This is a genomic window from Arthrobacter sp. P4_F10, assembly GCF_056401435.1.
The window spans coordinates 258,656-284,244 of record NZ_JBFUJJ010000001.1 but is presented as its reverse complement, the minus strand read 5'-3'; the positions used below and the strand labels follow the sequence as shown (position 1 = coordinate 284,244).

22 protein-coding genes and 1 pseudogene are annotated in these 25,589 nt (G+C 68.6%); 18 read left to right on the top strand and 5 right to left on the bottom strand.

Going from position 1 to position 25,589, the window contains the following annotated elements; translation table 11 throughout:
• Positions 1-11: 11 nt before the first annotated feature.
• The 8 genes from ssd to AC1DR1_RS01295 all read left to right on the top strand — a co-directional run bounded on the left by ssd (position 12) and on the right by AC1DR1_RS01295 (position 7,500).
• On the top strand, positions 12-1,121 hold the full coding sequence (ssd, locus tag AC1DR1_RS01330; protein WP_229993703.1) for a septum site-determining protein Ssd: 1,110 nt from the start codon (positions 12-14) through the stop codon (positions 1,119-1,121).
• Complete coding sequence (locus AC1DR1_RS01325; RefSeq protein ID WP_476992083.1) at positions 1,118-2,443, top strand: TadA family conjugal transfer-associated ATPase; 1,326 nt, start codon at positions 1,118-1,120, stop codon at positions 2,441-2,443. The genes ssd and AC1DR1_RS01325 overlap by 4 nt, the downstream gene beginning before the upstream one ends.
• Positions 2,444-2,628: 185 nt before the next feature.
• Positions 2,629-3,348, top strand: a complete 720-nt coding sequence (locus AC1DR1_RS01320; RefSeq protein ID WP_476992082.1) for a hypothetical protein — start codon at positions 2,629-2,631, stop codon at positions 3,346-3,348.
• Positions 3,349-3,361: 13 nt separating this feature from the next.
• Positions 3,362-3,973 carry a type II secretion system F family protein gene (locus AC1DR1_RS01315; protein ID WP_229993706.1) on the top strand — a complete coding sequence of 204 codons (612 nt, stop codon included), beginning with the start codon at positions 3,362-3,364 and terminating at the stop codon, positions 3,971-3,973.
• Positions 3,974-4,312: 339 nt separating this feature from the next.
• The gene (locus AC1DR1_RS01310; RefSeq protein WP_229993707.1) at positions 4,313-6,019 is read left to right on the top strand and encodes a LamG domain-containing protein; all 1,707 of its coding nucleotides are present in this window, start codon (positions 4,313-4,315) and stop codon (positions 6,017-6,019) included.
• Positions 6,020-6,311: 292 nt separating this feature from the next.
• Entirely contained in the window at positions 6,312-6,611 is a 300-nt protein-coding gene (locus tag AC1DR1_RS01305; protein ID WP_229993708.1) for a DUF4244 domain-containing protein, read from the top strand.
• A complete protein-coding gene (locus AC1DR1_RS01300; RefSeq protein WP_476992081.1) occupies positions 6,608-7,060 on the top strand; it encodes a TadE family type IV pilus minor pilin in 453 nt (150 codons plus the stop codon). Before AC1DR1_RS01305 ends, AC1DR1_RS01300 begins: the two co-directional genes overlap by 4 nt.
• Positions 7,061-7,134: 74 nt before the next feature.
• On the top strand, positions 7,135-7,500 hold the full coding sequence (locus AC1DR1_RS01295) for an Rv3654c family TadE-like protein (protein WP_476967518.1): 366 nt from the start codon (positions 7,135-7,137) through the stop codon (positions 7,498-7,500).
• Between the two features lie 107 nt (positions 7,501-7,607).
• Here the strand turns inward: AC1DR1_RS01295 and AC1DR1_RS01290 are convergent, their stop codons facing one another.
• Positions 7,608-10,034 carry a DEAD/DEAH box helicase gene (locus tag AC1DR1_RS01290; RefSeq protein WP_476992080.1) on the bottom strand — a complete coding sequence of 809 codons (2,427 nt, stop codon included), beginning with the start codon at positions 10,032-10,034 and terminating at the stop codon, positions 7,608-7,610.
• A 153-nt stretch (positions 10,035-10,187) separates the two neighbouring features.
• Positions 10,188-10,880: a GNAT family N-acetyltransferase gene (locus AC1DR1_RS01285; protein ID WP_476992079.1), complete on the bottom strand. Its 693-nt coding sequence runs from the start codon at positions 10,878-10,880 to the stop codon at positions 10,188-10,190.
• Between the two features lie 118 nt (positions 10,881-10,998).
• Here AC1DR1_RS01285 and trhO point away from each other — a divergent pair, with 118 nt between their 5' ends.
• Positions 10,999-11,892: an oxygen-dependent tRNA uridine(34) hydroxylase TrhO gene (gene trhO / locus AC1DR1_RS01280; protein ID WP_476992078.1), complete on the top strand. Its 894-nt coding sequence runs from the start codon at positions 10,999-11,001 to the stop codon at positions 11,890-11,892.
• A 34-nt stretch (positions 11,893-11,926) separates the two neighbouring features.
• Here trhO and AC1DR1_RS01275 read toward each other — a convergent pair whose 3' ends face one another.
• Both AC1DR1_RS01275 and AC1DR1_RS01270 read right to left on the bottom strand, forming a co-directional pair.
• A complete protein-coding gene (locus tag AC1DR1_RS01275) occupies positions 11,927-12,472 on the bottom strand; it encodes a DUF6023 family protein (protein ID WP_229993713.1) in 546 nt (181 codons plus the stop codon).
• Positions 12,473-12,585: 113 nt separating this feature from the next.
• A complete protein-coding gene (locus AC1DR1_RS01270) occupies positions 12,586-13,044 on the bottom strand; it encodes a hypothetical protein (RefSeq protein ID WP_364746484.1) in 459 nt (152 codons plus the stop codon).
• 205 nt (positions 13,045-13,249) lie between these two features.
• On the opposite strand from AC1DR1_RS01270, the gene AC1DR1_RS01265 reads away from it, so the two are divergent.
• Positions 13,250-14,044: a MerR family transcriptional regulator gene (locus AC1DR1_RS01265; protein WP_476992077.1), complete on the top strand. Its 795-nt coding sequence runs from the start codon at positions 13,250-13,252 to the stop codon at positions 14,042-14,044.
• 151 nt (positions 14,045-14,195) lie between these two features.
• Entirely contained in the window at positions 14,196-15,794 is a 1,599-nt protein-coding gene (locus tag AC1DR1_RS01260; protein ID WP_476992164.1) for a DUF7059 domain-containing protein, read from the top strand.
• Between the two features lie 69 nt (positions 15,795-15,863).
• On the opposite strand, the pseudogene AC1DR1_RS01255 reads toward AC1DR1_RS01260, so the two are convergent.
• Positions 15,864-17,015 (bottom strand): annotated as a pseudogene (locus AC1DR1_RS01255) (MFS transporter); the annotation flags it as partial.
• A gap of 190 nt (positions 17,016-17,205) precedes the next feature.
• Here AC1DR1_RS01255 and AC1DR1_RS01250 point away from each other — a divergent pair.
• The 7 genes from AC1DR1_RS01250 (at position 17,206) to proC (ending at position 25,561) form a co-directional block, all read left to right on the top strand.
• The gene (locus AC1DR1_RS01250) at positions 17,206-17,859 is read left to right on the top strand and encodes an ArsR/SmtB family transcription factor (protein WP_364746480.1); all 654 of its coding nucleotides are present in this window, start codon (positions 17,206-17,208) and stop codon (positions 17,857-17,859) included.
• Positions 17,860-18,052: 193 nt separating this feature from the next.
• Positions 18,053-20,791: a type I DNA topoisomerase gene (gene topA, locus AC1DR1_RS01245; RefSeq protein ID WP_364746478.1), complete on the top strand. Its 2,739-nt coding sequence runs from the start codon at positions 18,053-18,055 to the stop codon at positions 20,789-20,791.
• Between the two features lie 116 nt (positions 20,792-20,907).
• Positions 20,908-21,372, top strand: a complete 465-nt coding sequence (locus tag AC1DR1_RS01240) for an SseB family protein (RefSeq protein ID WP_476967506.1) — start codon at positions 20,908-20,910, stop codon at positions 21,370-21,372.
• Positions 21,373-21,455: 83 nt separating this feature from the next.
• The gene (locus tag AC1DR1_RS01235; RefSeq protein ID WP_476992076.1) at positions 21,456-22,460 is read left to right on the top strand and encodes a Ppx/GppA phosphatase family protein; all 1,005 of its coding nucleotides are present in this window, start codon (positions 21,456-21,458) and stop codon (positions 22,458-22,460) included.
• Positions 22,461-22,561: 101 nt separating this feature from the next.
• Positions 22,562-22,903 (top strand): YciI family protein, encoded by a 342-nt coding sequence (locus AC1DR1_RS01230; protein ID WP_229993720.1) that lies wholly within the window; start codon positions 22,562-22,564, stop codon positions 22,901-22,903.
• Between the two features lie 23 nt (positions 22,904-22,926).
• Positions 22,927-24,240: an RNA polymerase sigma factor gene (locus AC1DR1_RS01225; protein WP_229993721.1), complete on the top strand. Its 1,314-nt coding sequence runs from the start codon at positions 22,927-22,929 to the stop codon at positions 24,238-24,240.
• A gap of 487 nt (positions 24,241-24,727) precedes the next feature.
• The gene (gene proC / locus AC1DR1_RS01220; protein WP_229993722.1) at positions 24,728-25,561 is read left to right on the top strand and encodes a pyrroline-5-carboxylate reductase; all 834 of its coding nucleotides are present in this window, start codon (positions 24,728-24,730) and stop codon (positions 25,559-25,561) included.
• Positions 25,562-25,589 lie beyond the last annotated feature (28 nt).

The window sequence follows — 25,589 nt, the reverse complement described above, 5'->3', positions numbered from 1 at the left end:
AAAGTGGCAGCATGAACAGGCACCAGGAACGTGGTCCAGGCACGCCGCCCCCGCCTGGGCCGGGGCCCTGGATCCCCGGGGATTCTGCGGAAACCCTGCTCGTCACCGGGGTCGATGTGCTGCGCAGCGAGGTGGAACGCATCGTCGCTGCGGCCGGCGGCCAGTTGCGGACGGTGCAGGACGTTGCCGAGGCCGCACCGTTCTGGGACGCAGCGGCCGCCGTGCTGGTGGGAAGCGACATCCGCGAGTTGCCGCCCCGGCGGAGGGCCCCTGCTGTGCTGCTCGGCCTCAAAGGTGACGGGGACGGGCTGTGGCATCTGGCCGCCGCCATCGGGGCCGAACGCGTCGCGGTGCTGCCGGACGCGGCCGCCTGGCTGGCGGAACACCTGAGCAGGTCCCGCGCGCCGGAAGCCGGTGGACTCGTGCTGGGTCTCACAGGCGGCTGCGGCGGTGCCGGGGCCACGACGGCCGCCATCTGGATCGCCCAGTCCGCCGCCGGAACCGGGATCCGCGTGTTGCTGATCGACGGCGACCCCTGGGGTGGCGGCCTGGAACTGGCGTTGGCCGCCGAGGACGCCCATGGGCTCCGCTGGCCGGATCTGGCCGGGGTGAGCGGCAGCATCGACCCCGCCCAGCTGGACGATGCGCTGCCGGTCGCCGGCGGATTCTCCTTCCTGTCGTGGCCGGGGACCCGGGACCGTGCCGCCGGTGTGGACGCGAGCACCGTGGCCGCGGTTCTCGATGCCGCCCGCCGCGGCTGCGAGCTGGTCGTACTGGATATTGGCCGGGATCGGGAGGCACTCCGGGCCTTCGCCGGGGAATGCGACCGGATTATCGTTGTTGCGCCCGCCCGGCTGCGGGCCGCCGTCGCCACAGCCTGGCTGCTGCAGGAGCTGCCTCCCGTGGACACGGCGCTCGTGGTCCGGGCCAGTCCCGGCGCCGCCTTGGAAGCGCCGCTGCTAGCGGACTCCGTGGGGCTTGTCCTTCAGGGCATCATGCCGGACATCAGGGGTCTGGCCGGAGCAACTGAACTCGGCCGCCTTCTGGAAGCCGGCCGGCAGCGCGCCGTCCGCCGGTTCGCCGCCGGAGTCCTTGACCTGAACGGAGGAGATGACTCATGAGTGCCCATGCGGCCGCGGAACCCGCCGACACCGAACAGCCCACCCGGCGCGCACCGGGCCGCCGCCGTTCGCAGGGATTTCTCGACCAGACGCTGCTGGAGTCCGTGCGCGAGTCTGTCATGGCAGATGCCTCCCCGGTGACCCCGTCGCGGGTCGCTGCCGCGGTCCAGGCGAGCGGACGGCTGCTCGGCACGGCCGGCGCCCTGGCTGCGGTGGAAAGCATCAGCGCCGAACTGAACGGCCTGGGCCCCCTGCAGCCCCTCACCCGGGACCCCGCCGTGACGGACATCTTTGTCAACGCGCCGGACTCGGTGTGGCTGGACCGCGGCGGCGGTCTGGAAAAGGCGTCGGTCGTCTTTTCCGGGGAGCCGCAGATCCGGGCCCTCGCCGCGAGGCTGGTGGCAGCCGGCGGCCGCCGCCTGGATGACGGTTCGCCGTGCGTCGACGTCCGGCTCGACGGCGGCTACCGGGTGCATGCGGTGCTGCCGCCCATTTCCACGGCCGGAACGCTCCTGAGTGTGCGCATCCGCCGCGCCACGGTCTTCTCCCTGCCCGAGCTGAGACGCGACGGCATGTTCGGGACCGGGACTGTCGGGGGCCTGGTCCAATCCGTGCTCGAGCGCATGGTGGCGTCCAGGCTGAGCTTCCTCATCAGCGGGGCCACCGGCTCCGGGAAAACCACGTTGCTGGCGACGCTGCTCGGACTCTGCCACCCCGGGGAGCGGCTCGTCCTGATTGAGGACGCCGCGGAATTGAATCCGGTCCACCCGCACGTCGTCTCGCTGGAATCCCGGCACGGAAACCTGGAAGGCGGCGGTGCCGTGGACCTGGGCGAACTGGTCCGCCAGGCCTTGAGGATGCGGCCGGACCGGCTCGTGGTGGGCGAATGCCGCGGCGCTGAGGTCCGCGAGCTGCTCTCGGCCATGAACACCGGCCATACCGGAGGCGGCGGGACCATCCACGCGAATGAGGCCGCGGCTGTGCCTGCCCGGTTGGCTGCCCTTGGCGCGCTCGCCGGCATGGGCCAGGACGCGGTACGGCTGCAGGTCGCCAGTGCGATCGACGCCGTCGTGCATGTCGAGCGGACGGATACCGGGCGCCAGATCGCGAGCATTGGAATCATGGAGGCCGACGACTCGGGCCTGGCCGTCACCGCCGCACTGGAGATCCAACAGGGCCGCCTCCGCTTCGACCGGGCCTGGCCGCAGCTGGCGCACCGTCTCGGCCTGGATCCCGGGTTGGCCGGGGCCGGCCCCTCCGAGCTAGAGGAGGCGCGGCCGGCCGAGCGCCCGCCGGGTTCCGGACAGGAACCCCCGAGGTAATGGACGCTGCCATGACCGCCCTCCTGATCATCGCTTTGGCCCTGGCCGTGTGGCTGGCATTTCCCTCCCCGCGCGCGGCCGGTCAGCGTACCCGCAGGGCATTGCAAGGAACCGGCACGGGAAGTTCCGCCGCCGACGGGCAGCCGCGATCCCGCCGGCGAGGTGCCCGTGAAAGATTCGGCCGTGTGCGCGGTGGAAACGCAGGCGCCGGACCCGTCCCAATGACCGCCGTGGTCCAGCAGCTGGCCGCGCTGCTGAAGGGCGGACGCATCCCCGCCCGGCTGTGGGACGAACTGTGGGTCCTGTACGGCGGGGACGCTGCGCGGGGCTGGTCCGCGGGCCACATGGCGGGTCACGGGTCCGCCCGCGACCGGGCCCGCGCAGGCTCCGGAGCGGTCCTCGGCCAGGAGTCCCTCAGGATCCTGGCGGCCGCGCGCGCGGCCGCCCTGCGCGGGTCCTCCGTGGCCGCGGCCATCCGTCGCGAGGTCTCCGGCGGAACAGCGGGTGAGGGCACCGCCCTCGCAGGCATGGGGGCCGTGGGCGTGCGGGCCCGCCGCGAGGTTCGCGTCTGGGGCGAGCTCGCCGCATGTTTTGACACGGCCGAGGCCAGCGGTTGCCCGCTGGCCGATGTCCTGGCGCGCTTTGCCGCCCACCTTGAGACGGAGGACGACGCCGAGGCCGCCCGGCAGACCGCCTTGGCGGGGCCCCGCGCAACTGTCCGTCTGCTGACTTGGCTCCCGCTGTCGGGCCTGGCTCTGGGCCTGCTGCTCGGCGTGGATCCGGTGGCGACACTGCTGACAAACCCCTGGGGCCTCGCGGCGTTGGCCGCAGGTTTGGCACTGACCGCCGTCGGCCGGCTGTGGTCCTCAAGGCTCGTCCGGGCCGCGGCGGAATCCCCATCGTGACGCCGCGGCTGCCGTGAGGCCCGAACTGGCCGGATTCGTGGTGGCCGCGAGCCTCGCCGGTGCAGTCATCGTGGTCCTCGCCCGCCCGGACCGTGTCCGCCTGCGGCTCCGGCGCCATTTTCGGGCCGCGGCTGACCCGGCCGCCCGAAGCCCGGTGCCCCCCGACGCCGGCCGGCACGGACGTCACAGCTTCCCAGGTCTGCGGGATACCGCCATGATGCTGGAACTGATCGGCGCCATGCTGGATGCAGGTGCCGGGCTTGGCCGGTCCCTCGAACTCGTCGCCGCCCTGGTGCCACCGGAACTCGGGCGGCAACTTCGGCCGGTTGTGTCGGCACTCGCAATCGGCGCCGACTGGGACACCGCATGGCGCAGTTCCGGTGCCCGGGCGCACCAGCTCCTCGCCCTGCGTGACGCCCTTTGCTTCGCCGCTCTCACCGGCGCCCCCTCCTCGGCGCTCCTCTATGCCCAGGCGGCCCGGCTTCGCCGCGAACGCAACAGGGCTGCCGAGCAGCGTGCGGCGGCGCTCGGCGTGAAACTCGTGGTGCCGCTGGGCCTGTGCTCCCTGCCGGCGTTTGTGTGCCTCGGCGTGGTGCCCGTCCTCCTGGGGCTGCTCCCGGCCTGACGCCGCCGGCCCGGGGGAGCGCCGGGGCCCAAGGTTTATTCAAGTTGCTGGGGGATACCGTTGGGGCAGGCACCGTCGGAGTATGAGCGGTCTCGTGCGTCGGCTACTCACAGCGCTTCCATGGCGCCTCGAATCCCGGAGTTACTGGGGTCTCGTACCGTGTGGGAGCCATGCCAGGGGGGCAGATCAATGATTCGACTGCAAAAAACGGGCGTGATTGCAGCGCTCAACCTACTAGTGTTGGCCGGTTTGGTGGTCGGTGCCAGTCCGGCGTCCGCCGCCGTGCCGACCTGCCAGCCGGGAGCGCCGCAACCGACCAACCAATTCCCGGGCAGAACGGTGATTGCCACGAACTTCGAGTCGGGAAGCCTCACGACCGCAGGCTTCAGCGCGCCAGCCACGGCCGGGACCGGCACGGCCGATGTCTCCTCCGCTGAGCAACACTCGGGCCGCTGCTCGGCCCATGTTCACGTCACGACGGCGGCCGGTTCCCTGGCCAATTTCTCCGCGCCGCTTCCTGCCGGCAGCAACGACGTCTACGCCGACGGCTGGTTCAACGTCACCAAGCCAGGCGTCGCGGGCAACAACGTCCCCTACTTCCGCTTCTTCAACGGGAACACCCGGTTCGTGGATGTCTTCCGCGATAACGGCGCTGCCGGCGCCCTGTGGCTGCGCGTGGCGGCGCCTGACGGAACACTGAAATACACGCCGATGAAGGTGAACGTCCCGCTCGGCACGTGGCATCATCTGGTCATGCACGTCGTTCCCAACGGAGCCTCCTCCACGGTCGAGGTCTTGTTCGACGGAAAGACCGTCTATTCCAGCAAACAGGTCGCCACCCGCTTTAACGCCGTCACCAAGATGCAACTCGGCGCGGAGCACCGACGGCAGGCCGGCGACAGCTACATTGACGACGTCGTCATCAAGGCCGGCAAGGCCGGTGGCCAGCTTCCGGGAACGTTCAATCCCATCGCTCCCACCCGTGTCCTGGACACCCGGAACGGCTCTCCTGTCGCTAGGGATTCTGCCGTGTCGTTCCAGGTCGCGGGGGTCAACGGCATCCCTGCCCAAGTGTCCGCCGTCGTCTTCAACCTCACTGTGACGCAACCGCGCTCCGTCGGATTCATCACCGCCTACGCGTCCGGCACAGCGCGTCCCAACGCGTCCAACCTGAATTTCTCCGCCGGGCAGACTGTGCCCAACCTGGTCACGGTTCCCGTGGGCGCCAACGGAAAGGTCACGCTGTTCAACCGGTCCTCGGGATCGTCCCAGCTGATCGCCGACGTGACGGGCTATTACGTCACCGGAACACCCAGCACGGCGGGCTCGTTCAAGGGCGTTTCTCCCGCCCGGCTTCTGGACACCAGGAACTCATCGGCTGTCGGTGCGGATTCAGCGGTGTCCTTCCAGGTCGCGGGGGTCAACGGAATCCCGGCATCAGTATCTGCGGTGGTGTTCAACCTGACGGTGACCCAGGCACGTTCCCTGGGCTTCGTGACCGCCTACCCTTCCGGAACGGCGCGGCCCAACGCGTCCAACCTGAACTTCTCCGCAGGCCAGACGGTGCCTAACCTGGTCACGGTGCCCGTGGGTGCTAACGGAAAGGTCGCGCTGTTCAACAGGTCCTCCGGTACGACTCACCTGATCGCCGACGTGGCAGGGTACTACCTGCCGGGAACGCCCACTGCTACGGGTGCGTTCAAGGCGATGGGACCGCTCCGGATCCTGGATACCCGGAACACCTTCTCGGTCGCAGCGGATTCGCCGGTGTCCTTCCAGGTCGCAGGGGCCCGCGGCGTACCGGCAGGTGCGTTGGCTGCTGTCTTCAACCTGACGGTCACCTCGCCCAAGTCCTTCGGCTTCGCCACCGCCTACCCGGCCGGCTCAGCACGGCCCAATGCGTCCAACCTGAACTTCGCCACCGGACAGACCGTGCCGAACCTGGTCTCGGTCCCGCTCGGTCCTGACGGAAAGGTGGCGTTGTTCAACCGGTCCGGGGGATCCGCCCAGTTCATCGCCGACCTCGCGGGGTACTTCCTCCCCTAGCAAGGCCTACGTGAAGTTCTGAACACCCAACTGAACCCGAGAGACTGTCGTCGCAGTAAGGACCGCAGCCCCTCGGGTTCAGTGCTGTGGCGAGCCGGGCACGGCCTGGCCGGTGCCTTGCGGTCCGTTGGCCGCCCGGTGACCGCCGGCCAGTTCTCCTCCACAGCAGGCCACGCCGCCACCTTCGGGCATGTTTTCCACTTGGCGCAGACGCGGGCTTACGGCGCAACGCCCAAGCCGGGAGAGTCGAATCAGCCGGCGATCAGGCCGGTGTCCCGTGGAAGGAAAACAGATGTCAATCAATCAGGACACACCCGCTGCAAATCGCACCGCCGCAAATCGCATGGATTCGGGGGAGGGCGGCGGTGCCGAGGTGTATGAAATCTATCCAGGCGCCAGCTCGGTGGTTCCCGTTCAACCGCACGGACGCTCCGGGCCGGCGTCCGCGCAGGCGGGAATGGCCACCGCCGAATATGCCATCGCAACCCTCGCTGCCGTGGGGTTCGCCGGGGTCCTCGTCTTCATCATGCGCAGCGATGAGGTCCGCGGTTTCCTCCTGAACCTCATCCGGACAGCGCTCACGCTGCCATGAACGAAATCTGGCGCGCTGAAAGGAGTGCGCACAGGGGGGAGCCGCCGCCAACCACGGAGGGCCGCGGGGCCGTCACTGCCGAGTTCGCCGTGGCGTTGCCCTCGGTCGTCCTGCTGCTCGCCCTGCTGCTCGCGGGTTCGGCGGCCGGGGTGACGCAACTCCGCGTCGAGGAAGCGGCCCGCGGCGGTGCCCGTGCACTGGCGAGGGGAGCCGGGGCCGCCGAAGTCGGAGAGATTGTCCGACGGCTCGCCGGCGAAACTGCAGGATCCGAGGTGACGCTCGACGGCGAATGGCGCAGGGTCACCGTTACCGGCCGCGTCCCCGGGGCAGTCGGGTCCCTGATTCCGTGGCCACTCAGCGCCAGTGCGTGGGCGCGTTCGGAGGCCCCCGGCGCGGCACAACAGCCCCGGCTGGATGGTGCATCCCCTACCCCGTGGCAGGACACCTGATGCCGGCCGCACATGCCCGGGCCCACCGGCCGCGGCCCCGAAATCCGGCTCCCGTCCGTGCCCCGCACCGCTGCCTGCCATCAGAGCGGGGCTCGGGGACCGTCTTGGCCCTGGGACTCGGGCTGGTGGTCATCATGGCTGTGGTCTTGCTGCTGCTTCTTGCCCAATCGGCCGTCGCGGCGTCAAGGGCTGCCGCGGCTGCCGATCTCGCGGCGCTGGCCGCCGCGGACGCGGCACGGGGAATCACGTCCGGCGAGCCCTGCGCAGTGGCCAGGGAGGTCGCTCTGAAGAACAACGCCGCGATGATTGCCTGTTCTGAAGGCCCGGACACCACAGTCCAGGTCCGCACCGAGCTTAGCGCGGGACCGTTCCTCGGGGTGGCCACAGGGCTGGCCCGAGCGGGACCGCCCCCTGCGCCGGGGAGCGGGAGTGCACCGTGAGCAATGCCCCCTTCCCTGCCGGATGCCAGGAGCCGCGAATCTGCCCGCGGCTGGCCCCCGCCGGCGTGCCGCCGCCGTGCGCCGCCGAAGTGCGGCCGGGGCGAGGTTCAGGCCCGGAGCGGTTGGGCGGGCTTATCTCCCGGCGTCGCGGCCGCGGACGCCGTAGTGCCGGGGTTGCCGGCATGCATCAGTTCGCTGGCGTCTTTGAGCAGCACGTCGATCAGTGTCACGGCAGCGTCCTTGTCGAGCGGGTTGTTCTTGTTGCCGCACTTGGGTGACTGGACGCAGGAGGGGCAGCCGGACTCGCATTCGCAGGCCTTGATGGCGTCGCGGGTGGCGGTCAGCCACAACCTGGCCTTGTCGTAGCCGCGTTCGGCAAAGCCGGCCCCGCCGGGATGGCCGTCGTAGACAAAGATGGTGGGCACGCCGGTGTCGGCGTGAATGGCCGTGGACACTCCTCCGATGTCCCAGCGGTCGCTGGAAGCCACGAGCGGCAGGAGGCCGATGGCCGCGTGCTCGGCCGCGTGCAGGGCTCCGGGGAACTGTGCCTCGATCAGCCCCGCGCCGGTCAGCGAGCGGTTGTCCACGACAAACCAGACCGCCTTGGTAAACAGGTCCCTGGCGCCCAGTTCCAGGGGTTCTTCGCCGAGGATCTCGTTCGAAATCAATGCCTTGCGCTGGAAGGAAACCACCTGGGTTGTCACTTTCACGTCGCCGAAATGCACGGCCACATCGCCCCACTGGGTGGTGCGTTCCGTTTCGAGGACCTCGATCTGGGTCACGTCCCGTGCGGTGGTGTAGTAGTCGGGGTTCGCCCGGCGCACCATCACACAGTGGTCGTCCTCATTCAGGTCCTCCACCACGTAGCTGTCGCCCTGGTGGACGTAGATGGCGCCGGTGTGGGCCTGGTAATGGGTCTGGGGCGAATCCATGGTGCCGAGCAAGGAGCCCGTCTCGGCATCCACGATACTCACCGGCCCACCGCCGTCGGCCCGGAGGTTCACCATGGCGGCGGCACTCTGCGGATGGGTCCAAAACCATCCTGCCGGCCGTTTGCGCAGGTAGCCCTGCAGAACCAGCCGGTCCAGCAGCTTTTCCGACGTGGCCCCGAAGAGCTCCAACTCGGCGAATCCGAGGGGAAGTTCCGCAGCGGCGGCGCACAGGTGCGGGCCCAGGACATATGGATTGGAGGGATCGAAGACCGTGGCTTCCACCGAGACGTCGAAAATCGCCTCGGGGTGGTTCACCAGGTACGTGTCCAGCGGGTCGTCGCTGGCCACGAAGGCCGCGATCGCGTCCTGGCCGGCGCGGCCCGCCCGGCCGATCTGTTGGAACAACGACGCGCGGGTGCCCGGCCAGCCTGCGACCAGCACGGCGTCAAGTCCGGAAATGTCGATGCCCAGTTCCAGCGCCGACGTGCTCGAGACGCCCAGCAGTTCACCCGAGCGCAGAGCCTTTTCCAGCGCCCGTCGCTCCTCGGGCAGGTAGCCCGAGCGGTAGGCGGCCACTCGCTGCGGCAGGCTGGGGTCCACCTCGTCGAGGAGGCGCTTGGCGATGGCGGAGATTGTCTCTGCCCCGCGCCTGGACTTGATGAATGCGATAGTCCGGGTGCGGGAGGACACCAGGTTGGCCAGCAGGTCGGCGGTCTCGGCGACGGCGGTCCGGCGCTCCTTGGCACCGTTTTCGCCCCGGAGTTCTGTCAGGGCAGGTTCCCAAAACGCCACGGTGGTGGACCCGTGGGGGGAGCTGTCTTCGGAAACGGCACGAACTGGTGCGCCGATCAGCCTGCCGAAGGACTGCTCGGGGTCAGAGGCCGTGGCGGACGCCGCGATGAACACGGGTCCGGGATGCGAGCCGCCGGGGCTGTAGTAGGCACAGATTCGACGCAGCCGGCGCATGAGGTTTGCGACGTGGGAGCCGAAGACGCCGCGGTAGCTGTGGGCCTCATCCACGATCACATAGCGGAGGCGCCTGAAGAACCTGGCCCACCACGCATGGTTCGGGAGGATGCCGAAGTGCAGCATGTCAGGGTTGGCGAGGATGAAGTTCGCATGGTCCCGGATCCAGCGCCGGGAAGCGGGATCGGTGTCGCCGTCGTAGGTTTCGGCACGGACGGTGGGGAGCTTCAGCGCCCGGATCGCTGCTAGCTGGTCGGCGGCCAGCGCCTTGGTGGGGGACAGGTAGAGGGTCACGGCGCCGTCGTCGTGGATTTTCCCGGGATCGGACAGGACCCTGAGCTCGGAACGGTGGATCGCGTCCAGGGCAGGCAACTGATAGGCCAGTGACTTGCCGGACGCCGTGCCGGTGGCAATGACCACGTGCTCTCCGGCGTGGGCCAGCTCGGCGGCCTGGACCTGGTGAAGGTAGGGCTCGTGGATGCCCAGGGAACCGTACGCGTTCACGAGATCCGGGTGGGACCACTCCGGCCACGGCGCATTGACGGCCTCGCGGGCCGGGATCGTCCGCACATGACGCAGCTGTTCCGGGTCCGGGCCTCGGCCCAGCAACGGAATCAAGGACTCATGCGGGTTCACTCACATATTCTTTCATCCGGCCTCAAATCGCCCGCCCGGCAGCCACTGCGGCTTCGGTTCGGCGTCCGGCCACACGGAAAGCACGCAGGGGCGCCCAGCGGACGGCAGATTGCCCCGGGCGCCCGTTCCCGGGCGGCAAACGCGGGCAGCGCCTCAACCGACGGACAGGTCCGCCCCTTCGTCCGACGTCGACAACATCAGGACGTGGCACACCATGCGCCAGCCGAGGTGGGAATAGAGCTTTTGGCCGTCCAGCGAGGCGAGCAGCAGCCCGGAGTCGACGTCGTGTTCGAACGCCTGGGCCGCCAGAGCCTTCATGATGAAGCTGCCCAGCCCCCGCCGCTGGTACGCCGGTGAAGTCACGATGTTGTCGAAGATGGCGGTGTGTCCCACCACGAAAACGCGTCCGCTGGCTGCGACCTCCTCGCCTGCGCTGACCAYCGCGTGGTGGACTCCGTCCGTCCGGGACGTCGCAAGCTTGAGGTCATCGTCCGAAAGCCAGGGGTCTTCCGAATCCTGAGTCTCCATGTCCACGATCATCATGGTCTGGGAGGCCGAGGTGACGTGGATGCCGTGCCGCTGTCCCAGGAATGTGTACCGGGCCACATCGTTGGTGAGGATCGTGAGGACTCTGGCCGGAACTTCAGCTGCCTTCGCTGCTAGCGCCGCGAACTCCTCATCGGAGGGATCGTAGGCGAAGTATTCCCATTCGTGGGTGGTGTCCGCGCGAAAGGCCGCGGGGAACCGTCCCTCCCTGCGCGTCTCATATCCGCGGCAGCCGGCCCATCCGGCAACCCAGACTTCCAGCAGGTGGGTGGTGTCTTCAACCATGGCGTCAAGACTCATGTGATGAGCGTATTCCAGCCGTGCCGCAAGCAACAGTGGCCGGGTCGGGGGAAGGCCGCTTGCTTATCCAATTGTGACTGTCGCCCGGCCCCCCGTTCCAGCCAGTACCCTTAAAAGCGTGGCTTTGAACAGGATTGTGCTCTTTTACGGATTCACCCCCCTCGCTGACCCGGACGCCGTCCGGCTCTGGCAGCGGGCCCTGTGCGAAAAACTCGGGCTAACCGGCCGCATCATCCTTTCCAAGGACGGCATCAACGCTACGGTCGGCGGAGAACTGAATGCCGTGAAGCAGTATGTCAAGGCCACGCGGGAGTACAGGGGATTCCACGACATCGACGTGAAGTGGTCCGACGGCGGTGCGGCAGACTTCCCGCGGCTCAGCGTGAAGGTGCGGGACGAGATCGTATCCTTCGGCGCCCCGGGCGAGCTCACAGTCGACGCCGGCGGAGTGGTGGGCGGCGGAACGCACCTCAAGCCCGAGGAACTGCACGAACTCATTGAAGCCAAGAAGCAGCAGGGCGACGAGGTGGTGTTCTTCGACGGCCGCAACGGCTTCGAGGCCCAGATCGGCAAGTTCAAAGACGCGGTGGTCCCCGACGTCGCCACTACCCATGACTTCATCAAAGAACTCGACTCGGGCAAATACGACGCCCTCAAGGACAAGCCTGTTGTCACCTACTGCACCGGAGGCATCCGCTGCGAAGTGCTCTCGAGCCTCATGGTGAACCGCGGGTTCAAGGAGGTCTACCAGCTCGACGGCGGCATCGTCCGCTACGGCGAGGCCTTCAAGGACCAGGGCCTGTGGGAAGGCTCCCTGTACGTGTTCGACAAGCGCATGCACCTCGAGTTCAGCGGGGACGCCAAGACCATCGGCGAGTGCGTCCGCTGTTCGGCGCCCACGAGCAAATTCGAAAACTGCTCGAATCCGGAGTGCCGGACCTTGACGCTCTACTGCGTCGAGTGCGCCGCCAGCCCCGAAACCCTGCGATGCCCCGAAGGCTGCGCGGCCTAGGGCACGATCCGGGCTTTTGGCCGGCGGGGAACGCTCAGATGCGGCTCACCCGGTAGGCGAAGTTCGCCGGTCCGTTCGCATCGACTTTGATCGAGAGCGAGGCAGCTGCGGCCAGATGCACCACGTTTACCCTGGTCGTCCCGCACCGGAGACTCAGGTCCACGAGTTCGTCCTCACCGTTCTCGATGGAAAAGGACACCCGGCGGGTGCTCCGGCAAGCCAGGGTCAGGGCGTAGGTGCCCTGGGGCAGCAGGGTGGTGCTCTCTATCCGCTCCTCGTCGGCCTCCAGCGTCCCGAAACCGGTATGGAAGACCTGCCCCGCGGCGTCGGGCAGCACGTCATGGACCCAGGCGTCCAGCTCCGCGCCCGACACCGGCTCGTTGAGGTGGGGGTCCCGGGGCAGGGCGGCGTCAGTGCTCGGCGGCGCGGCAGCGGTGGGCGAATCATCGTCCCAGTGGTCGGCGCTGTATTCGTATTCGCAGCCGGACAGGACCGCCCCGAGAAACACCGCAACTGAGAGCACCACGGCGGCCGCCGGGGTGCGCCGTCGCGGCACCCTGCTGGCCGGCACAGTTGGCATACCCTGAGATTAGGGCTGCCTCGGATCAAACGCCAGAGGCCAAAGGACCGGGTCGGCCCGGCCCATCAGAGGGGCACTGGGCCGGACCCCGGGGCCCAGGCTGCGGGCCGTTCTTACTCGGATGCTGCCAGGTGGTAGGCGTAGATGAGCGGGGCATCCACACTGGACGTGCTGAGCGTGACCTCGCCCGTGGCCGGCACCTTGATGCGGGCGGTTTCGCGGCTGCCGTTACAGGCGGCTCCTGCTTCGGCCAGCTGGCTGCCGTCCAGGCTCACGGCGAAGAACGCCTTGCCGCCGCCGTCGCACGTCATGGTCAGGGTGTAGGTGCCGGCGGGCACGCCGGAAGCGGCCCGGACGATCGGATTCCGGTTCAGGATTTTGCCGGCATCCTCCAGCACCGTCCCGGGGACCGGGGGCAGGGCGGTGGCCTTCCACGCCGGGACGTCGGCGCTCTCAACCGAACCGGTCGGGGAACATGCCGTCGCGGCCAGTACGACGACGGCGGCAGCCGCACCTGTGAGCGTCCGCCGGAGCAGCCGGGAAGCCGGGGCGTGGGAGGAAGGGGAAACCATGCCTCAAACTTACCGTCCCGCAGGCTCCCGTCCGGCCGCACGAACCCTCCAGGCGCCTTCTCCCGCGGACCTTGACTTTGACGTTGCGTCAAAGTCTAGAGTCGGAGGACGGGCCGGCAGACGCCGGTCGGCACGGCACAGCACACCCGAAGTTAATGGGAACAGGCCCGAGCGAACAGGCCCGAGGGAACAGGGAGGTGGAGGCATGGACTGGTCCGTTCAGCAGATCGCGAAATTGGCCGGCACCACCGGCCGGACTTTGCGCCACTACGACGACATTGGCCTGCTCAGGCCCAGCCGTACCGGCAATAACGGCTACCGGTATTACGGCCAGGAGTCCCTGGTCCGTCTGCAGCGGATCCTGCTCCTGCGCGAGTTGGGGCTCGGGTTGCCGGCGATAGCAGAGGCGCTCGGCAACGAGTCGGACGCGGAGCATGCACTGCGCCGGCATCTGGCATGGCTGCAGCAGGAACAGGACAGGCTGGGGCGGCAGATTGCTTCGGTCCGTCACACCATTGAGGCATTGCAAACGGGAGGAAAGATCATGGCGGAGGAAATGTTCGACGGTTTCGACCACACCAAGTACCAGGAGGAAGTCCAGCAGCGGTGGGGCAAGGATGCCTATGCGACGTCGGACACCTGGTGGCGCGGCATGGGGGCCGAGGAGAAGGCTGCCTGGACGGAGCAGTCCCGGAAGCTCAGCGCCGACTGGACGGCCGCTGCGCAGTCGGGGGTCCTGGCTGACAGCGCGCAGGCGCAGGACCTGGCCCGGCGCCACGTCGAATGGCTCCGGGGTATCCCCGGCACCCCGGCGGCGTCACGTGCCGCAGGCGGCCCCGCGGGTGGCAACAACGGGGCAGGTCCGGAAATTAGGGGGTACGTGACGGGACTCGGCGAGATGTATGTGGCCGACCCCCGGTTCGCCGCGAACTACGGCGGTGCCGACGGAGCGGCCATCGTCCGGGACGCCCTGAAAATCTATGCGGAGACCGAGCTCTAGCCGGACCCGCACTGTCCGGAACCAATCCCGGAACCAATCCCGGAACCAACGCCGGGACTAAACTTGTCCGGTGACTTCCTCAGCGCAAGGCCCCGCCGCACCGGCTCCCTCAACGCCGGCTCCCTCAACCCCCTTCACAGCCGGAAACACTCTGGACGCCCCGCGGAGCGACCTCCCAGGCCGCCTCGAGGCCCTGGCCGGGGACCTGCGCGCCGTTGGCTACACCGTGGACGGGGTTGCGGAGCTGCTCGGCGAGGCTGCGCACTCCGCCCTCGGCCGGGACCAGCTCATCCCTGCACTGATCGTCACCGGGCGCTCCCTCGGGGAGCCGGCGACGGCGGCGCTCGCCGGCGTCGTGCGTCTCTGGCTCCTGTCCGAGCCGCAGCGCGCGCAGACCCTCGACGCAGCCCTCCCCGGCATCCGCACGGAGGGGCTGATGGAACTCGGGCTCGTGGAGCCGTCGGGCGGGGACCTGGTCCAGGCGAAGGTGGACCTGAGGCCCTACGGCTGGGACCCGACCGTGGGGGAGGACGGTGCCGGTGATGGCGGAGCAGACCTCTGGGTGGCCAGCGACCTCGCCGCCCACCAGCGCGCAGGCGTCCTCCGCCACGACCACGTCCTGGGGATCGGGCAGGCCTCCACCACTCTGGTCCAGGTCACCGCCCGCCGCCATGTTGCCAGGGCCCTCGATCTCGGCACAGGCTGCGGCATCCAGACCTTTCACCTGCTGCACCATGCCGAGCATGTGACCGCCACGGACATTTCCGAACGCGCACTGGCGTTCACACGGTTCAACCTTCTGCTCAACGCCGACGCGCTGCACCTGGACCCGGCCGACCTCGACGCCCGCGTCAGCCTGAGGCTGGGGTCGCTGCTGGAACCGGTCGCAGGGGAGGAGTTCGAACTGGTGGTGTCCAACCCGCCGTTCGTCATTACGCCGCGCAGCCTCGGCGAGGCCGCCACGGCCCCGTTCACGTATCGCGACGGCGGCCTGCCGGGGGACGAGATTGTGTCGTCACTGGTCCGCGCGCTGCCCTCTGTCCTTGCCCCGGGCGGAACGGCCCAGCTCTTGGGCAACTGGGAAATCACGGCGGGTGCCGGCTGGACCGAGCGGCCCCAAAGCTGGGCCAGCCCGGCCGCCGACGTCTGGTTCATCCAGCGCGAGCAGGTGGGCCCGGAACAGTATGCCGAGACCTGGCTGCAGGACGCCTCGGAAAACCGCGACCGCCGGCTCTACCAGGACTCCTACGCGGCCTACCTCGAGGACTTCGCCTCGCGCAATGTGGCCGGGATTGGCTTTGGCATGATTTGGTTGCGGCGGCCCGCCGACGGCGCCGGGCGGGTGCTTTCCCGCTTCGAGGAGATCACGTACCCGATCGAACAGCCGGTGGGGCCGCACCTGGGCGCCGCCGTCGAGCGTGCCGACTGGCTGGCCGCCCATGATCTGGCAGCCGCCCACCTGCTGGTCGCCGAGGACGTCACCGAAGAACGGCACCAGCGCCCGGGGGCGGAACACCCCGGCGTCATCCTGCTGCGGCAGGGTGCCGGGCTGCGCCGCACCAACCTGCTCAGTACGGAACTGGCAGGCTTCGTCTCAGCGTGCGATGGCGACCTGTCCGTCGGGCAGATCATCGGCGCCCTCGAGGCGCTGCTGGGAGGCTACGAGGGGTTTGACGCCACGCAGTTCCGCGCTGGCCTCCTCGAGGATGTGGGGAACCTGGTTCGCGACGGCTTCCTGCTGCCCGGCTGAGACGGCGTCCGCCGCCTCAGCCGCCGCCTGAGCCGCCGCCACCGCTTTCGCCGCCGCGGATTCGCCGGCGTCCTCCCGGCCAAACCGCGGCAGCACGTACGCGGTCAGGGCCAGGGCCACCAGCACCCCGGCCGCCCCGGTGAGCACGAAGCTGGCGCGCACCGGAACCAGGGCGCCCATGAGCCCGCCCAGAGCCAGCGCGCCAATGGAAACGGCGCGCGTCATCCCGCCGACGATCGCCATCGCCTGGCCGCGCCCGCTTTCCGGAATCCGCAGGATCGCGATGGCCCCGAAACAGGCGTTGAGGACGCCGCAGGCCACCCCCGTCCCCGTGTAGGCCACAAAGAGCAGTTCCACGCTGGGGACCACCCCCGTCAGGACCAGGAAGGCCGAGGCTGCGGCCATGGAGGCCAGCAGCACGCGCAGCCGGACCCGGGGCGCCGTGATCCTCCCGGCCATCGCCGCCCCGGCCGCCATGCCAAGACCGAAGGCTGCGGACAGGAGGCCGTACTGCGTCTCGGTGGCGCCAAGTTCGTCGCGGGCCAGGAACACCTCGAGCACGTTGGTGGCCTCGCCGACGACGATGAAGAACATCGCACCCAGGACCAGGGCCCAGACCAGGCTGTCCCGTCGGATCAGGCGCAGTCCGTCGAGCAGCGCGGGCTTCGCCTTGCCGGCCCGTTCGGCTGCCGTGCCGCGGCGGGTCCGGATCAGCAGGGCGCCCAGCCCCATAGCGACGTAGCAGCCGCTGGCCACGGCGAAGACCAGTCCGGTCCCGCCCCAGCCGCTGAGCAGGCCGCCCGCGGCGGGACCGGCCATGCCCGCGATCATGATGGTCGCCTGCATGGTGCCCATGGCGCGCGGGGTGCGGTCCTCGCCGACGATCCGCGGCAGCAGGGCCTGCCAGGTGGGTCCGGCCACAGCCTGCGCCGCGTCGAGCAGGAACGTCATGGCAAACAGCACAGGCAGGTAGTTCTCCAGGTATTGCATGCCCAGCCCCATGCCGGCTACGGCGGCGGCGCTGACGGCGGAGCTAGCCGTCGCCAAGGTGCGGGAATCCATGGTGTCGGCGAGCCGGCCGGCCCACGGGGCCAGCAGAACCAGCGGCAGCGCCGAGCACAGCAGGTACCCGGCCACCAGCCAGGGCCCGGCGACAGGCGTTTCGCCGGCGGCGGCAGCGTTTTGCAGGTGCAGCATGACGCTGACGACGACGGCGCCCATCCCCGCCGTTGCCACGAACCGGGCGGTGCCGGCGAGCAGGAAGTCGCGGTTGCGCCACAGGGGCTGCGCCGTTGCTGCGGAAGTGGACGACTTATGAAGTGTTTGTTTCATAAATAGGAAAGTAGCGCGGGCCTGGAATAGATGTCAAGCATTTCTTTCATAGTTTGGAGAGGCTGGATACACTGGAGGAGTGAACGCAGAAACCCCGTCGGCGGAGTCCACGGCTCCGCCGGCCGCCAGGCGCCGGCACCGTCCGGAGAAGCAAGTGGAAATCACTGACCCGAAGGCGATCCGGGCCCTGGCCCACGCCGCCAGGCTGGAGGTCATTTCCGAACTGTATTCCACCCAGGCGAGCCGGACGGCCACCGAGCTTGCTGCGCAGACCGGCCTGACTCCCAGTGCCATGAGCTACCACCTGCGGGCACTGCAGAAGTGGGGCATCGTGGTTCCCGCAGCCACCGCCGGGGACGCCCGGGAGCGGCGCTGGAAGGCCGCCGGCACCGATTTCACCATCCACTCGCTGGGAGGAGTGGCCAGCCCGGAACTCGCCGTCCTGGATCTCGAGCTCGACGCCTACCGCCGCCGGGCCCGTGCGTACGCCCAGGCCCGCAACGCCCGCCGCGAGAACGGCGACACCGCGGACGGTCCGTCCTCGGTGGTCCTTGCCAGCAACCTGTTGTATCTGACGCCGGACCAGCGGGCCGAACTGACGCGGCGGGTCTTCGACCTTCTGCGAGACTACGAACTCGAAGATCCGGACCACGTGCCCGAGGGCGCCGAACGCATGGCCACGATGTGGTCGATGATTCCGGACGACCGCGGACCGGCCGCCGGCAAGGCCTGAGCCCGCCGCCGGCACCGCCGGATCTTGCAGCCGGAGCGTCGTCACAGGCCGCCGGACACGCGGTCATATTGCGGCCGGAACCCACCTCCGCGGGGCCGCCATTTCCGGCCGGATGCGCGGGATTCTGCAAAATATGGTGAACTAGGCGGGTATGGGCGCATCTGCCCGAGCCACCTTTTTCTGTAGGAGCACCGTGCCAAGCAAGGCCAAAACCGGCAAGAAACTCGTGATTGTGGAGTCTCCCGCCAAGAGCAAAACCATCGCCAAGTACCTCGGCGAAGGCTTCATCGTGGAGGCCTCCATAGGTCACATCCGCGACCTTCCGCAGCCCTCGGAGCTCCCCGCGGAACTGAAGAAGACCCCGCTGGGCAAGTTCGCCGTCGACATTGACAACGACTTCAAGCCCTACTACGTGGTGTCCTCGGACAAGAAGAAAAAGGTTGCCGAGCTCAAGGCCCAGCTCAAAGATGCCGACGCTCTCTATCTCGCAACCGATGGGGACCGCGAGGGCGAGGCCATCGCGTGGCACCTGCTGGAAGTGCTCAAGCCCAAGGTTCCCGTCTACCGGATGACCTTCGGCGAAATCACCAAGGAAGCCATCCACCGCGCCATGGACAACCTGCGCGACGTCGACCAGGACCTGGTGGATGCCCAGGAGACCCGGCGGGTCCTGGACCGGCTCTACGGCTATGAGATCTCCCCCGTGCTCTGGCGCAAGGTGGCCCGCGGCCTCTCCGCCGGCCGCGTGCAGTCTGTCGTCACCCGCATGGTGGTGGACCGCGAACGCGAGCGGATGGCCTTCAAGGCCGCCTCCTACTGGGACCTCACCGGGCAGTTCGGCGCCGGTTCCGGCTCCTTCAAAGCCAAACTCGCCGCCGTCGACGGCGCCAAGGTCGCCAGCGGCCGGGACTTCAACGACAACGGCGAGCTCACCTCGCGCAACGCCGTCCACCTCAACGAGGAACTCGCCGCCTCGCTCGCGGCGGGGCTGCAGGACGCCGAATTCCGCGTCCGCTCCGTCGACACCAAGCCGTACACCCGCCGCCCGGCCGCGCCGTTCACCACCTCCACCCTGCAGCAGGAGGCCGGCCGCAAGCTGCGCTTCTCCTCGAAGAGCACGATGCAGGTGGCCCAGCGCCTCTACGAAAACGGCTACATCACCTATATGCGTACGGACTCGTCCGCGCTGAGCAACGAGGCCATCACGGCCGCCCGGCGCCAGGCCTCCGAGCTGTACGGCCCCGAGTACGTGCCGCAGTCGCCGCGGGTCTACAGCGGCAAGGCAGCGAACGCGCAGGAAGCTCACGAGGCCATCCGACCCGCCGGTGACTCCTTCCGCACGCCGGCCCAGGTGGCCAAGCAGCTCTCGGGCGACGAATTCCGGCTCTACGAGCTCATCTGGAAGCGCACGGTCGCCTCGCAGATGGCTGATGCCAAGGGATCCACCGCCACGATCCGCCTCGGCGCCGTGACTGTTGGCAACCCGGCCGATCGCCGCGACGCCGAATTCTCGGCGTCGGGCACCGTCATCACCTTCCCCGGCTTCCTCGCCGCCTACGAAGAAGGCAAGGACGAAAGCCGCGGCGATGACGAGTCCGAGGAAGCACGCCGGCTGCCCAACGTGGCCAAGGACGACGCTCTCACCGCGACCGATATTGTCGCCGTCGGCCACGAGACCTCGCCGCCGCCGCGCTACACCGAAGCCTCGCTGACCGCGGAGCTGGAAAAGAAGGGCATCGGCCGCCCGTCGACCTATGCCTCCACCATCTCCACGATCCAGGACCGCGGCTACGTCCGGAAGCAGGGCTCCGCGCTGGTCCCGAGCTGGATCGCGTTCTCGGTGATCCGGCTCCTCGAGCAGCACTTCCACGACTATGTGGACTACGAGTTCACCGCCGACATGGAAGCCGACCTGGACAAGATCGCCAACGGCCAGGCGGCCGGACCCGCCTGGCTCAAGCACTTCTATTTCGGTGAGGACTCCGAGCCCGGCCTGCTGAGCATCGTGAACAACCTCGGTGAGATCGATGCCCGCGAGATCAACTCCATCCCCATCACGGACGCGATCACACTCAGGGTCGGCAAGTTCGGCCCGTACCTGGAAAGCTCCACCGCGACGGTGGATCCCGAGACCGGCGAAGTGGTTGAAGCGGCCCGCGCCAACGTCCCGGAGGATCTGGCCCCGGATGAGCTGACGGCCGCCAAGGCCGTTGAACTCATGGAGACCGCCGCCCCGGAGGAGCGCGTCCTCGGCGCGGACCCCCACACCGGGCACACCATCGTGGCCAAGAACGGCCGCTACGGCGCCTACGTCACCGAGATCATCCCCGAGATGACCGAGGAACAGCTGGCCAACCAGCCCGTTGAGTACTACAAGAACGGCAAGCCCAAGCCGGCGAAGAAGCCCGTCAAGGCCAAGCCCCGCACCGGATCCCTGTTCGCGTCCATGGGCGTGGACACGATCACGCTGGACGAGGCCCTGCAGCTCATGAGCCTGCCCCGCGTGCTCGGCCAGGACGCCGACGGCAACCCGATCACGGTGCAGAACGGCCGCTTCGGCCCGTACCTGAAGAAGGGCACGGACTCCCGCTCCATCGGCTCCGAAGAGGAGATCTTCACGATCACGCTCGAGGCGGCGCTGGAGATCTACTCGCAGCCCAAGCAGCGCGGCGCCCGTGCCGCCGTGCCCCCGCTGGCCGAATTCGGACCGGACCCGGTCTCGGAGAAGAATATCGTGGTGAAGGAGGGCCGCTTCGGCCCGTATATCACCGACGGCATCACCAACATCACCGTGCCGCGCAGCACCTCGGTCGAGGAGTTGACCAGGGAACAGGCCGTCGAACTCCTGGCCGAAAAGCGGGCCAAGGGCCCGGTCAAGCGCACGACGACGGCCCGCAAGGCGCCCGCCCGGAAGGCCCCGGCCAAGAAGTAGGCCAGCCCACCGAAATCGCCGGAAACGCGCGGATTCGCCGGAAAATACCGGCGAATCCGCAGGTTTCCGGCGATTTCGCGTTTGCGGACCGGGGCGCAACGTGATCGAGTAGGAATATGACTGAACAGCCCGCACACCTGGACAACCAGCCGCTGAACGAACTCGAGGAGCAGCTTGCCCGGGGGGAGCAGCCGGACGCCAACCCGGTGGACGTGATCCTCGCCTTCCTCAACAACGAGGTCTACGTGGTCAGCTCCGACGCCCTGGAAGGCCCCGACTCGCAGGTGGAGCCGCTGGTCCTCGCGAACTCCTCCGGGAAGCCCGTCCTGGCCGTCTTCTCACACCCGAGCCGCGTCACTGAGCAATATCTCGCCGCCGCCCCGAACGTGCTGGGCACGCAGGGCGCCGCGATCATCGGCAACCTCGGCGCAGAGCTCGGCATGGTGATCAACCCCGGGGCCGCCTACGGCTTTGAAATCGACCCGGAGGGCGTAGCCAACATCCGCCGCGACTTCAAGCCAACTGAGGAGCCCATTGACGGGCCCGTGGACCGGCCGGCGCAGAACGGCGACCCGGCCTAAGCCCGCGGTGGCGACGGCGGTATTCTTCGCGAATACCGCCGTCGCAGCTAGGCCAGCCGCACCGTGGGGGGAATAATGGCAGCATGCGTCTAGGCGTCCTCGACATCGGGTCCAACACTGTCCATTTGCTGCTGGTTGACGCCCATCCGGGCGCCCGTCCGGTCCCCTACGCCTCGCACAAGCGGCGGCTGTCGCTCGTGCAGTACCTCGACGACGACGGCAACATCAACGACGAGGGGCAGCATGAACTCGTCGAATTTGTCCTTGAGGCGTGGGAATTCGCGGCCAAGCACAAAGCCGACGACCTCCTCGCGTTCTGCACCTCGGCCATCCGCGAGGCCACCAACGGTGCTGACGTCCTGGCCCGCGTCAAGCATGAAACCACCGTCACCCTCCGTGAGCTCAGCGGCAGCGAGGAGGCATCCATGACGTTCTTCGCCGTCCGGCGCTGGTACGGCTGGGGCGCCGGGCCCATCCTGAACCTCGATATCGGCGGCGGCTCCTTCGAGATGGCCCTCGGCCAGGACGAACTGCCCGAGCTGGCGATGTCCGTTCCGCTCGGCGCCAGCCGGCTGACGCGTGACTGGCTGCCCGAGAACCCGCCCTCGGCCAAGAGCATCAAGGAGCTGCGCCGCTACATCCGCTCCACACTCAAACCCGCGGTGCGTAAATTCGAGAAGCTGGGCCCGCCCAACCTCGTGGCGGGCACGTCCAAAACTTTCCGGTCCCTCGCCAGGATCGCCGGTGCCGCCCCGAGCGCCGCCGGACCCTACGTCAAGCGGGAGCTGCTGGCCCTCGACCTGGGGCTCTGGGCGCAGCGGATCTCGGCCATGGAGATAGGGGACAGGCTCCACCTGCCCGGCGTCTCCGAGGCCCGCGCGCCGCAGGTCCTCGCCGGCGCCCTCGTCGCGGAAGCCGCCCTTGAGATGTTCAAGTTCGACAGCATGGTGACCTGCCCGTGGGCCCTGCGTGAGGGACTCATCCTCCGCCGCCTGGACCAGTTGGTATTTGAGGGACCGGTCGATCCCGCGCCGCACGTGGCAGAGCAACCTCCGGCGCGGCTCCTGTCGCCGGGAAAAGCTTTCTGAAACCGCCCCGGCCGCAACGATGTCGATCCGCAGGGACCTCGATCGTGTAATTGCTGAGAGGCCGGCACGCCGCCGGCTGATTCGACAAGGAGGCACCCGAAATGACGCAGTACCTGCTCAGCATTTACCAACCGGACGGCCCTGCCCCGGACCCTGAGTTCCTCGAACCGATCATGCGTGATCTGGCGGCCCTGAACCATGAAATGCAGGCGGCCGGGGCCTGGGTGTTCGCCGCGGGACTCCACCCGGCAGAGTCCGCGACCGTCCTCCGGCCCAGTGACGGCGAGATCCTCGTGACCGACGGGCCATTCACCGAAGGCAAAGAGCATCTCGGCGGATTTACCGTGATCGAGGCCGAGGACCTAGACGCAGCCCTTGGCTGGGCACGGAAGCTGGCCGGCGCCACCACGCTTCCCGTTGAAGTCCGTCCCTTCCAGCACTAGCCGCCGGCCGAGAGGGGGCTGCTGTGGGCGACACCGGCGCAACCGACGGCGCAACTGACGGCGCGACCGAGGCGGACATTGCCCGCGTGTTCCGGCTCGAATACGGCCGCGCCGTAGCCGTCCTGACGCGTACGTTCGGGAACATCGATATTGCCGAGGACGCCGTCCAGGATGCTTTTGCTGCGGCGCTCCAGCACTGGCCCTCGGCAGGCGTCCCGCCCAGCCCGGCCGGCTGGATCATCACGACGGCGCGGCACCGGGCGATCGACCGGCTGCGGAGGGAGGCCTCCCGGGAGGACAAGCATGCGCAGGCAGCCTGGCTGGCGGCGGCGCGGTCAGGGGCCGGACCTTCACCGGCTGCTGAAGAGCAGTTCCTGGCGGAACAGTCAGGAGTCGAGGACGTGGACGACGACACGTTGCGGCTGATTTTCACCTGTTGCCACCCCGCCCTGGCCAGATCTGCCCAAGTGGCGCTCACGTTGCGGCTTCTGGGTGGATTGACGACGGCGGAGATCGCCCGGGCCTTCCTGGTGCCGGAGGCGACCATGGCACAGCGGCTGGTCCGGGCGAAGGCAAAAATCCGGGATGCCAAAATCCCGTACCGTGTCCCGCAGGGAGCCGAACTGCCCGAACGGCTGCAACCGGTGCTTGCGGTCGTCTACCTGATCTTCAACGAGGGCTACACCGCCGGCCCCGCCGACAGCCCGGCCCGTGCGGAGCTCTGCACTGAAGCCATCCGGCTGGGCAGGCTGTTGGTGTCCCTCATGCCGGACGAGCCGGAAGCGGCGGGACTGCTGGCACTGATGCTGCTCATTGAGTCCCGCCGCGCTGCCAGGTTCGCCCCCGACGGCGGACTCGTGCTGCTCGCGGTCCAGGACAGGGGGCGCTGGGACAGCGCCGGGGCCGCCGAAGGCCAGGAGCTGGTGCGCCGCTGCCTGCGGCGGAACCGTCCTGGGCCGTATCAGCTCCAGGCGGCGATCAACGCCGTCCACAGCGTCGCCACGACCGCCGCGGAGACCGACTGGGCGCAGATCCTGCAGTTGTATGACCAGCTCCTGGCCGTCGCGCCCGGACCCGTCGTGGCGCTGAACCGCGCCGTCGCACTTGCCGAACTGCGCGGGCCGGTTGCCGCGCTGGCCGCGGTGGAGGGCCTGGGTCTGGAGAACTACTACCTCTTCCACGCCGTCCGCGCCGACTTCCTGGTGCGCCTGGACCGCTATCCGGAGGCCGCCGAAGGTTACAGGCGGGCCCTGGGGCTGGCCGGAAGCGCCGCGGAACGCCGGTTCCTCGAGGGCAAGCTCCGCAGCCCGGCGTTCGGCGGGGACGGAGCCGGTTAGAAGCGGGCCCACCCGGGCCTGATGCGGGCGGGTCAATGCCGGTTAAATGTGTAGCGCCGGGCGACTGGAGCAGGACTTGGGGGAACTCTGCTGCCAATCGCCCGGCGCACCGCCGGCTCCGGGGGAACCGACTATCATCACTCGCACCTGTTGAGGCACTTTCCAAGGTAATGGCCGATCTTGGGCGCACAGCGAGATTTCCCTGTGGGTTCGCTGGCAATCCCGGAGTCCCCGCTTTGTGGCCGGCTCCGGTGTGGGGCCTTTGAACGGCAAAGCACCGATTAAACGGCAAAGGCACCGGCGGTCCGCTGCGGGAAAAATGGGAAAATCCGCTGCAAACCACCGGTGCCGCGCAGGCATCCGCATGCCTGCTGCATCACTCGCACCCTCAATGAGGTAGCTCCAACGTTAGGGCCCGAAGTTGTGCAATGACTGCGGTAAAGGTGTGAGCTGGCTGGGAATCACGTCCGACTGCAATGATGGGGACATGAGCAACCGAATCGCATTCCTGGGCTGTGGGTCAATGAACGAGGCAATTCTGGGTGGGCTGATCGACGGCGGTGTCGACCCGGCCGATATCGTCGCTACCGTCCGCCGGGCCGAGCGCGCGGCCGAACTGGCCCAACGCCACCACGGGATCACGGCCATCGCGGGCGAAGAGGAGCCCGACAACAACAAGCAGGCCGCCACCGGCTCCGGCGTCGTCATCCTTGGCGTCAAGCCCGCGGGCATCGCCGATCTGGCGCGGGAAATCAGTGAGTCCCTTTCACCGGACACGATCGTCATCAGCGTCGCGGCCGCCGTGTCCCTGGCGCAGCTGGAGGCGGCGCTGCCGGCCGGCCAGCCCGTCATCCGCACAATGCCGAACACGCCGGCGAAGCTGGGCCGCGGCGTCGTCTCCGTCTCTCCCGGGACCAACTGCTCCGCCGGGCAGCTCCAGCGCGCCAAGGACATCCTCGCAGCCGCCGGCACGGTGGTGGAGATCCCCGAAGACCAGGTGGACGCCCTGTCCGCGATCAGCGGCTCGGGCCCGGCCTACGCCTTCTACCTGGCTGAGGCCATGGCAGAGGCCGGCGCGCAACTGGGCCTGGATCCGGAGCTGTCCCTGTTGCTGGCTCGCGAGACCGTCGCCGGGGCGGGCTTCATGCTGGCCGAGCCCGGCGCGGATCCTTCCGCGCTGCGCAAGGCGGTCACGAGCCCGAACGGCACCACGGAACGGGCCATTGCCACGTTTGACGAGCGAGGACTGCCGGCCATCATCGCTGACGGCGCCCGCGCGGCCGCTGCGCGCGCGGCCGAAATCACCCGGCAGCTCGCCTGAGCCTGCCCGGTCGTACACGCGCTTCCGG

Bases quoted from the DNA above. Each gene is read 5' to 3' on its own strand.
- AC1DR1_RS01300 (WP_476992081.1), top strand. From the start codon at position 6,608: ATGAACGAAATCTGGCGCGCTGAAAGGAGTGCGCACAGGGGGGAGCCG.
- AC1DR1_RS01270 (WP_364746484.1), bottom strand. From the start codon at position 13,044: ATGGTTTCCCCTTCCTCCCACGCCCCGGCTTCCCGGCTGCTCCGGCGG.
- AC1DR1_RS01305 (WP_229993708.1), top strand. From the start codon at position 6,312: ATGTCAATCAATCAGGACACACCCGCTGCAAATCGCACCGCCGCAAAT.
- proC (WP_229993722.1), top strand. From the start codon at position 24,728: ATGAGCAACCGAATCGCATTCCTGGGCTGTGGGTCAATGAACGAGGCA.
- AC1DR1_RS01240 (WP_476967506.1), top strand. From the start codon at position 20,908: ATGACTGAACAGCCCGCACACCTGGACAACCAGCCGCTGAACGAACTC.
- ssd (WP_229993703.1), top strand. From the start codon at position 12: ATGAACAGGCACCAGGAACGTGGTCCAGGCACGCCGCCCCCGCCTGGG.
- AC1DR1_RS01230 (WP_229993720.1), top strand. From the start codon at position 22,562: ATGACGCAGTACCTGCTCAGCATTTACCAACCGGACGGCCCTGCCCCG.
- AC1DR1_RS01235 (WP_476992076.1), top strand. From the start codon at position 21,456: ATGCGTCTAGGCGTCCTCGACATCGGGTCCAACACTGTCCATTTGCTG.
- AC1DR1_RS01325 (WP_476992083.1), top strand. From the start codon at position 1,118: ATGAGTGCCCATGCGGCCGCGGAACCCGCCGACACCGAACAGCCCACC.
- AC1DR1_RS01275 (WP_229993713.1), bottom strand. From the start codon at position 12,472: ATGCCAACTGTGCCGGCCAGCAGGGTGCCGCGACGGCGCACCCCGGCG.
- AC1DR1_RS01265 (WP_476992077.1), top strand. From the start codon at position 13,250: ATGGACTGGTCCGTTCAGCAGATCGCGAAATTGGCCGGCACCACCGGC.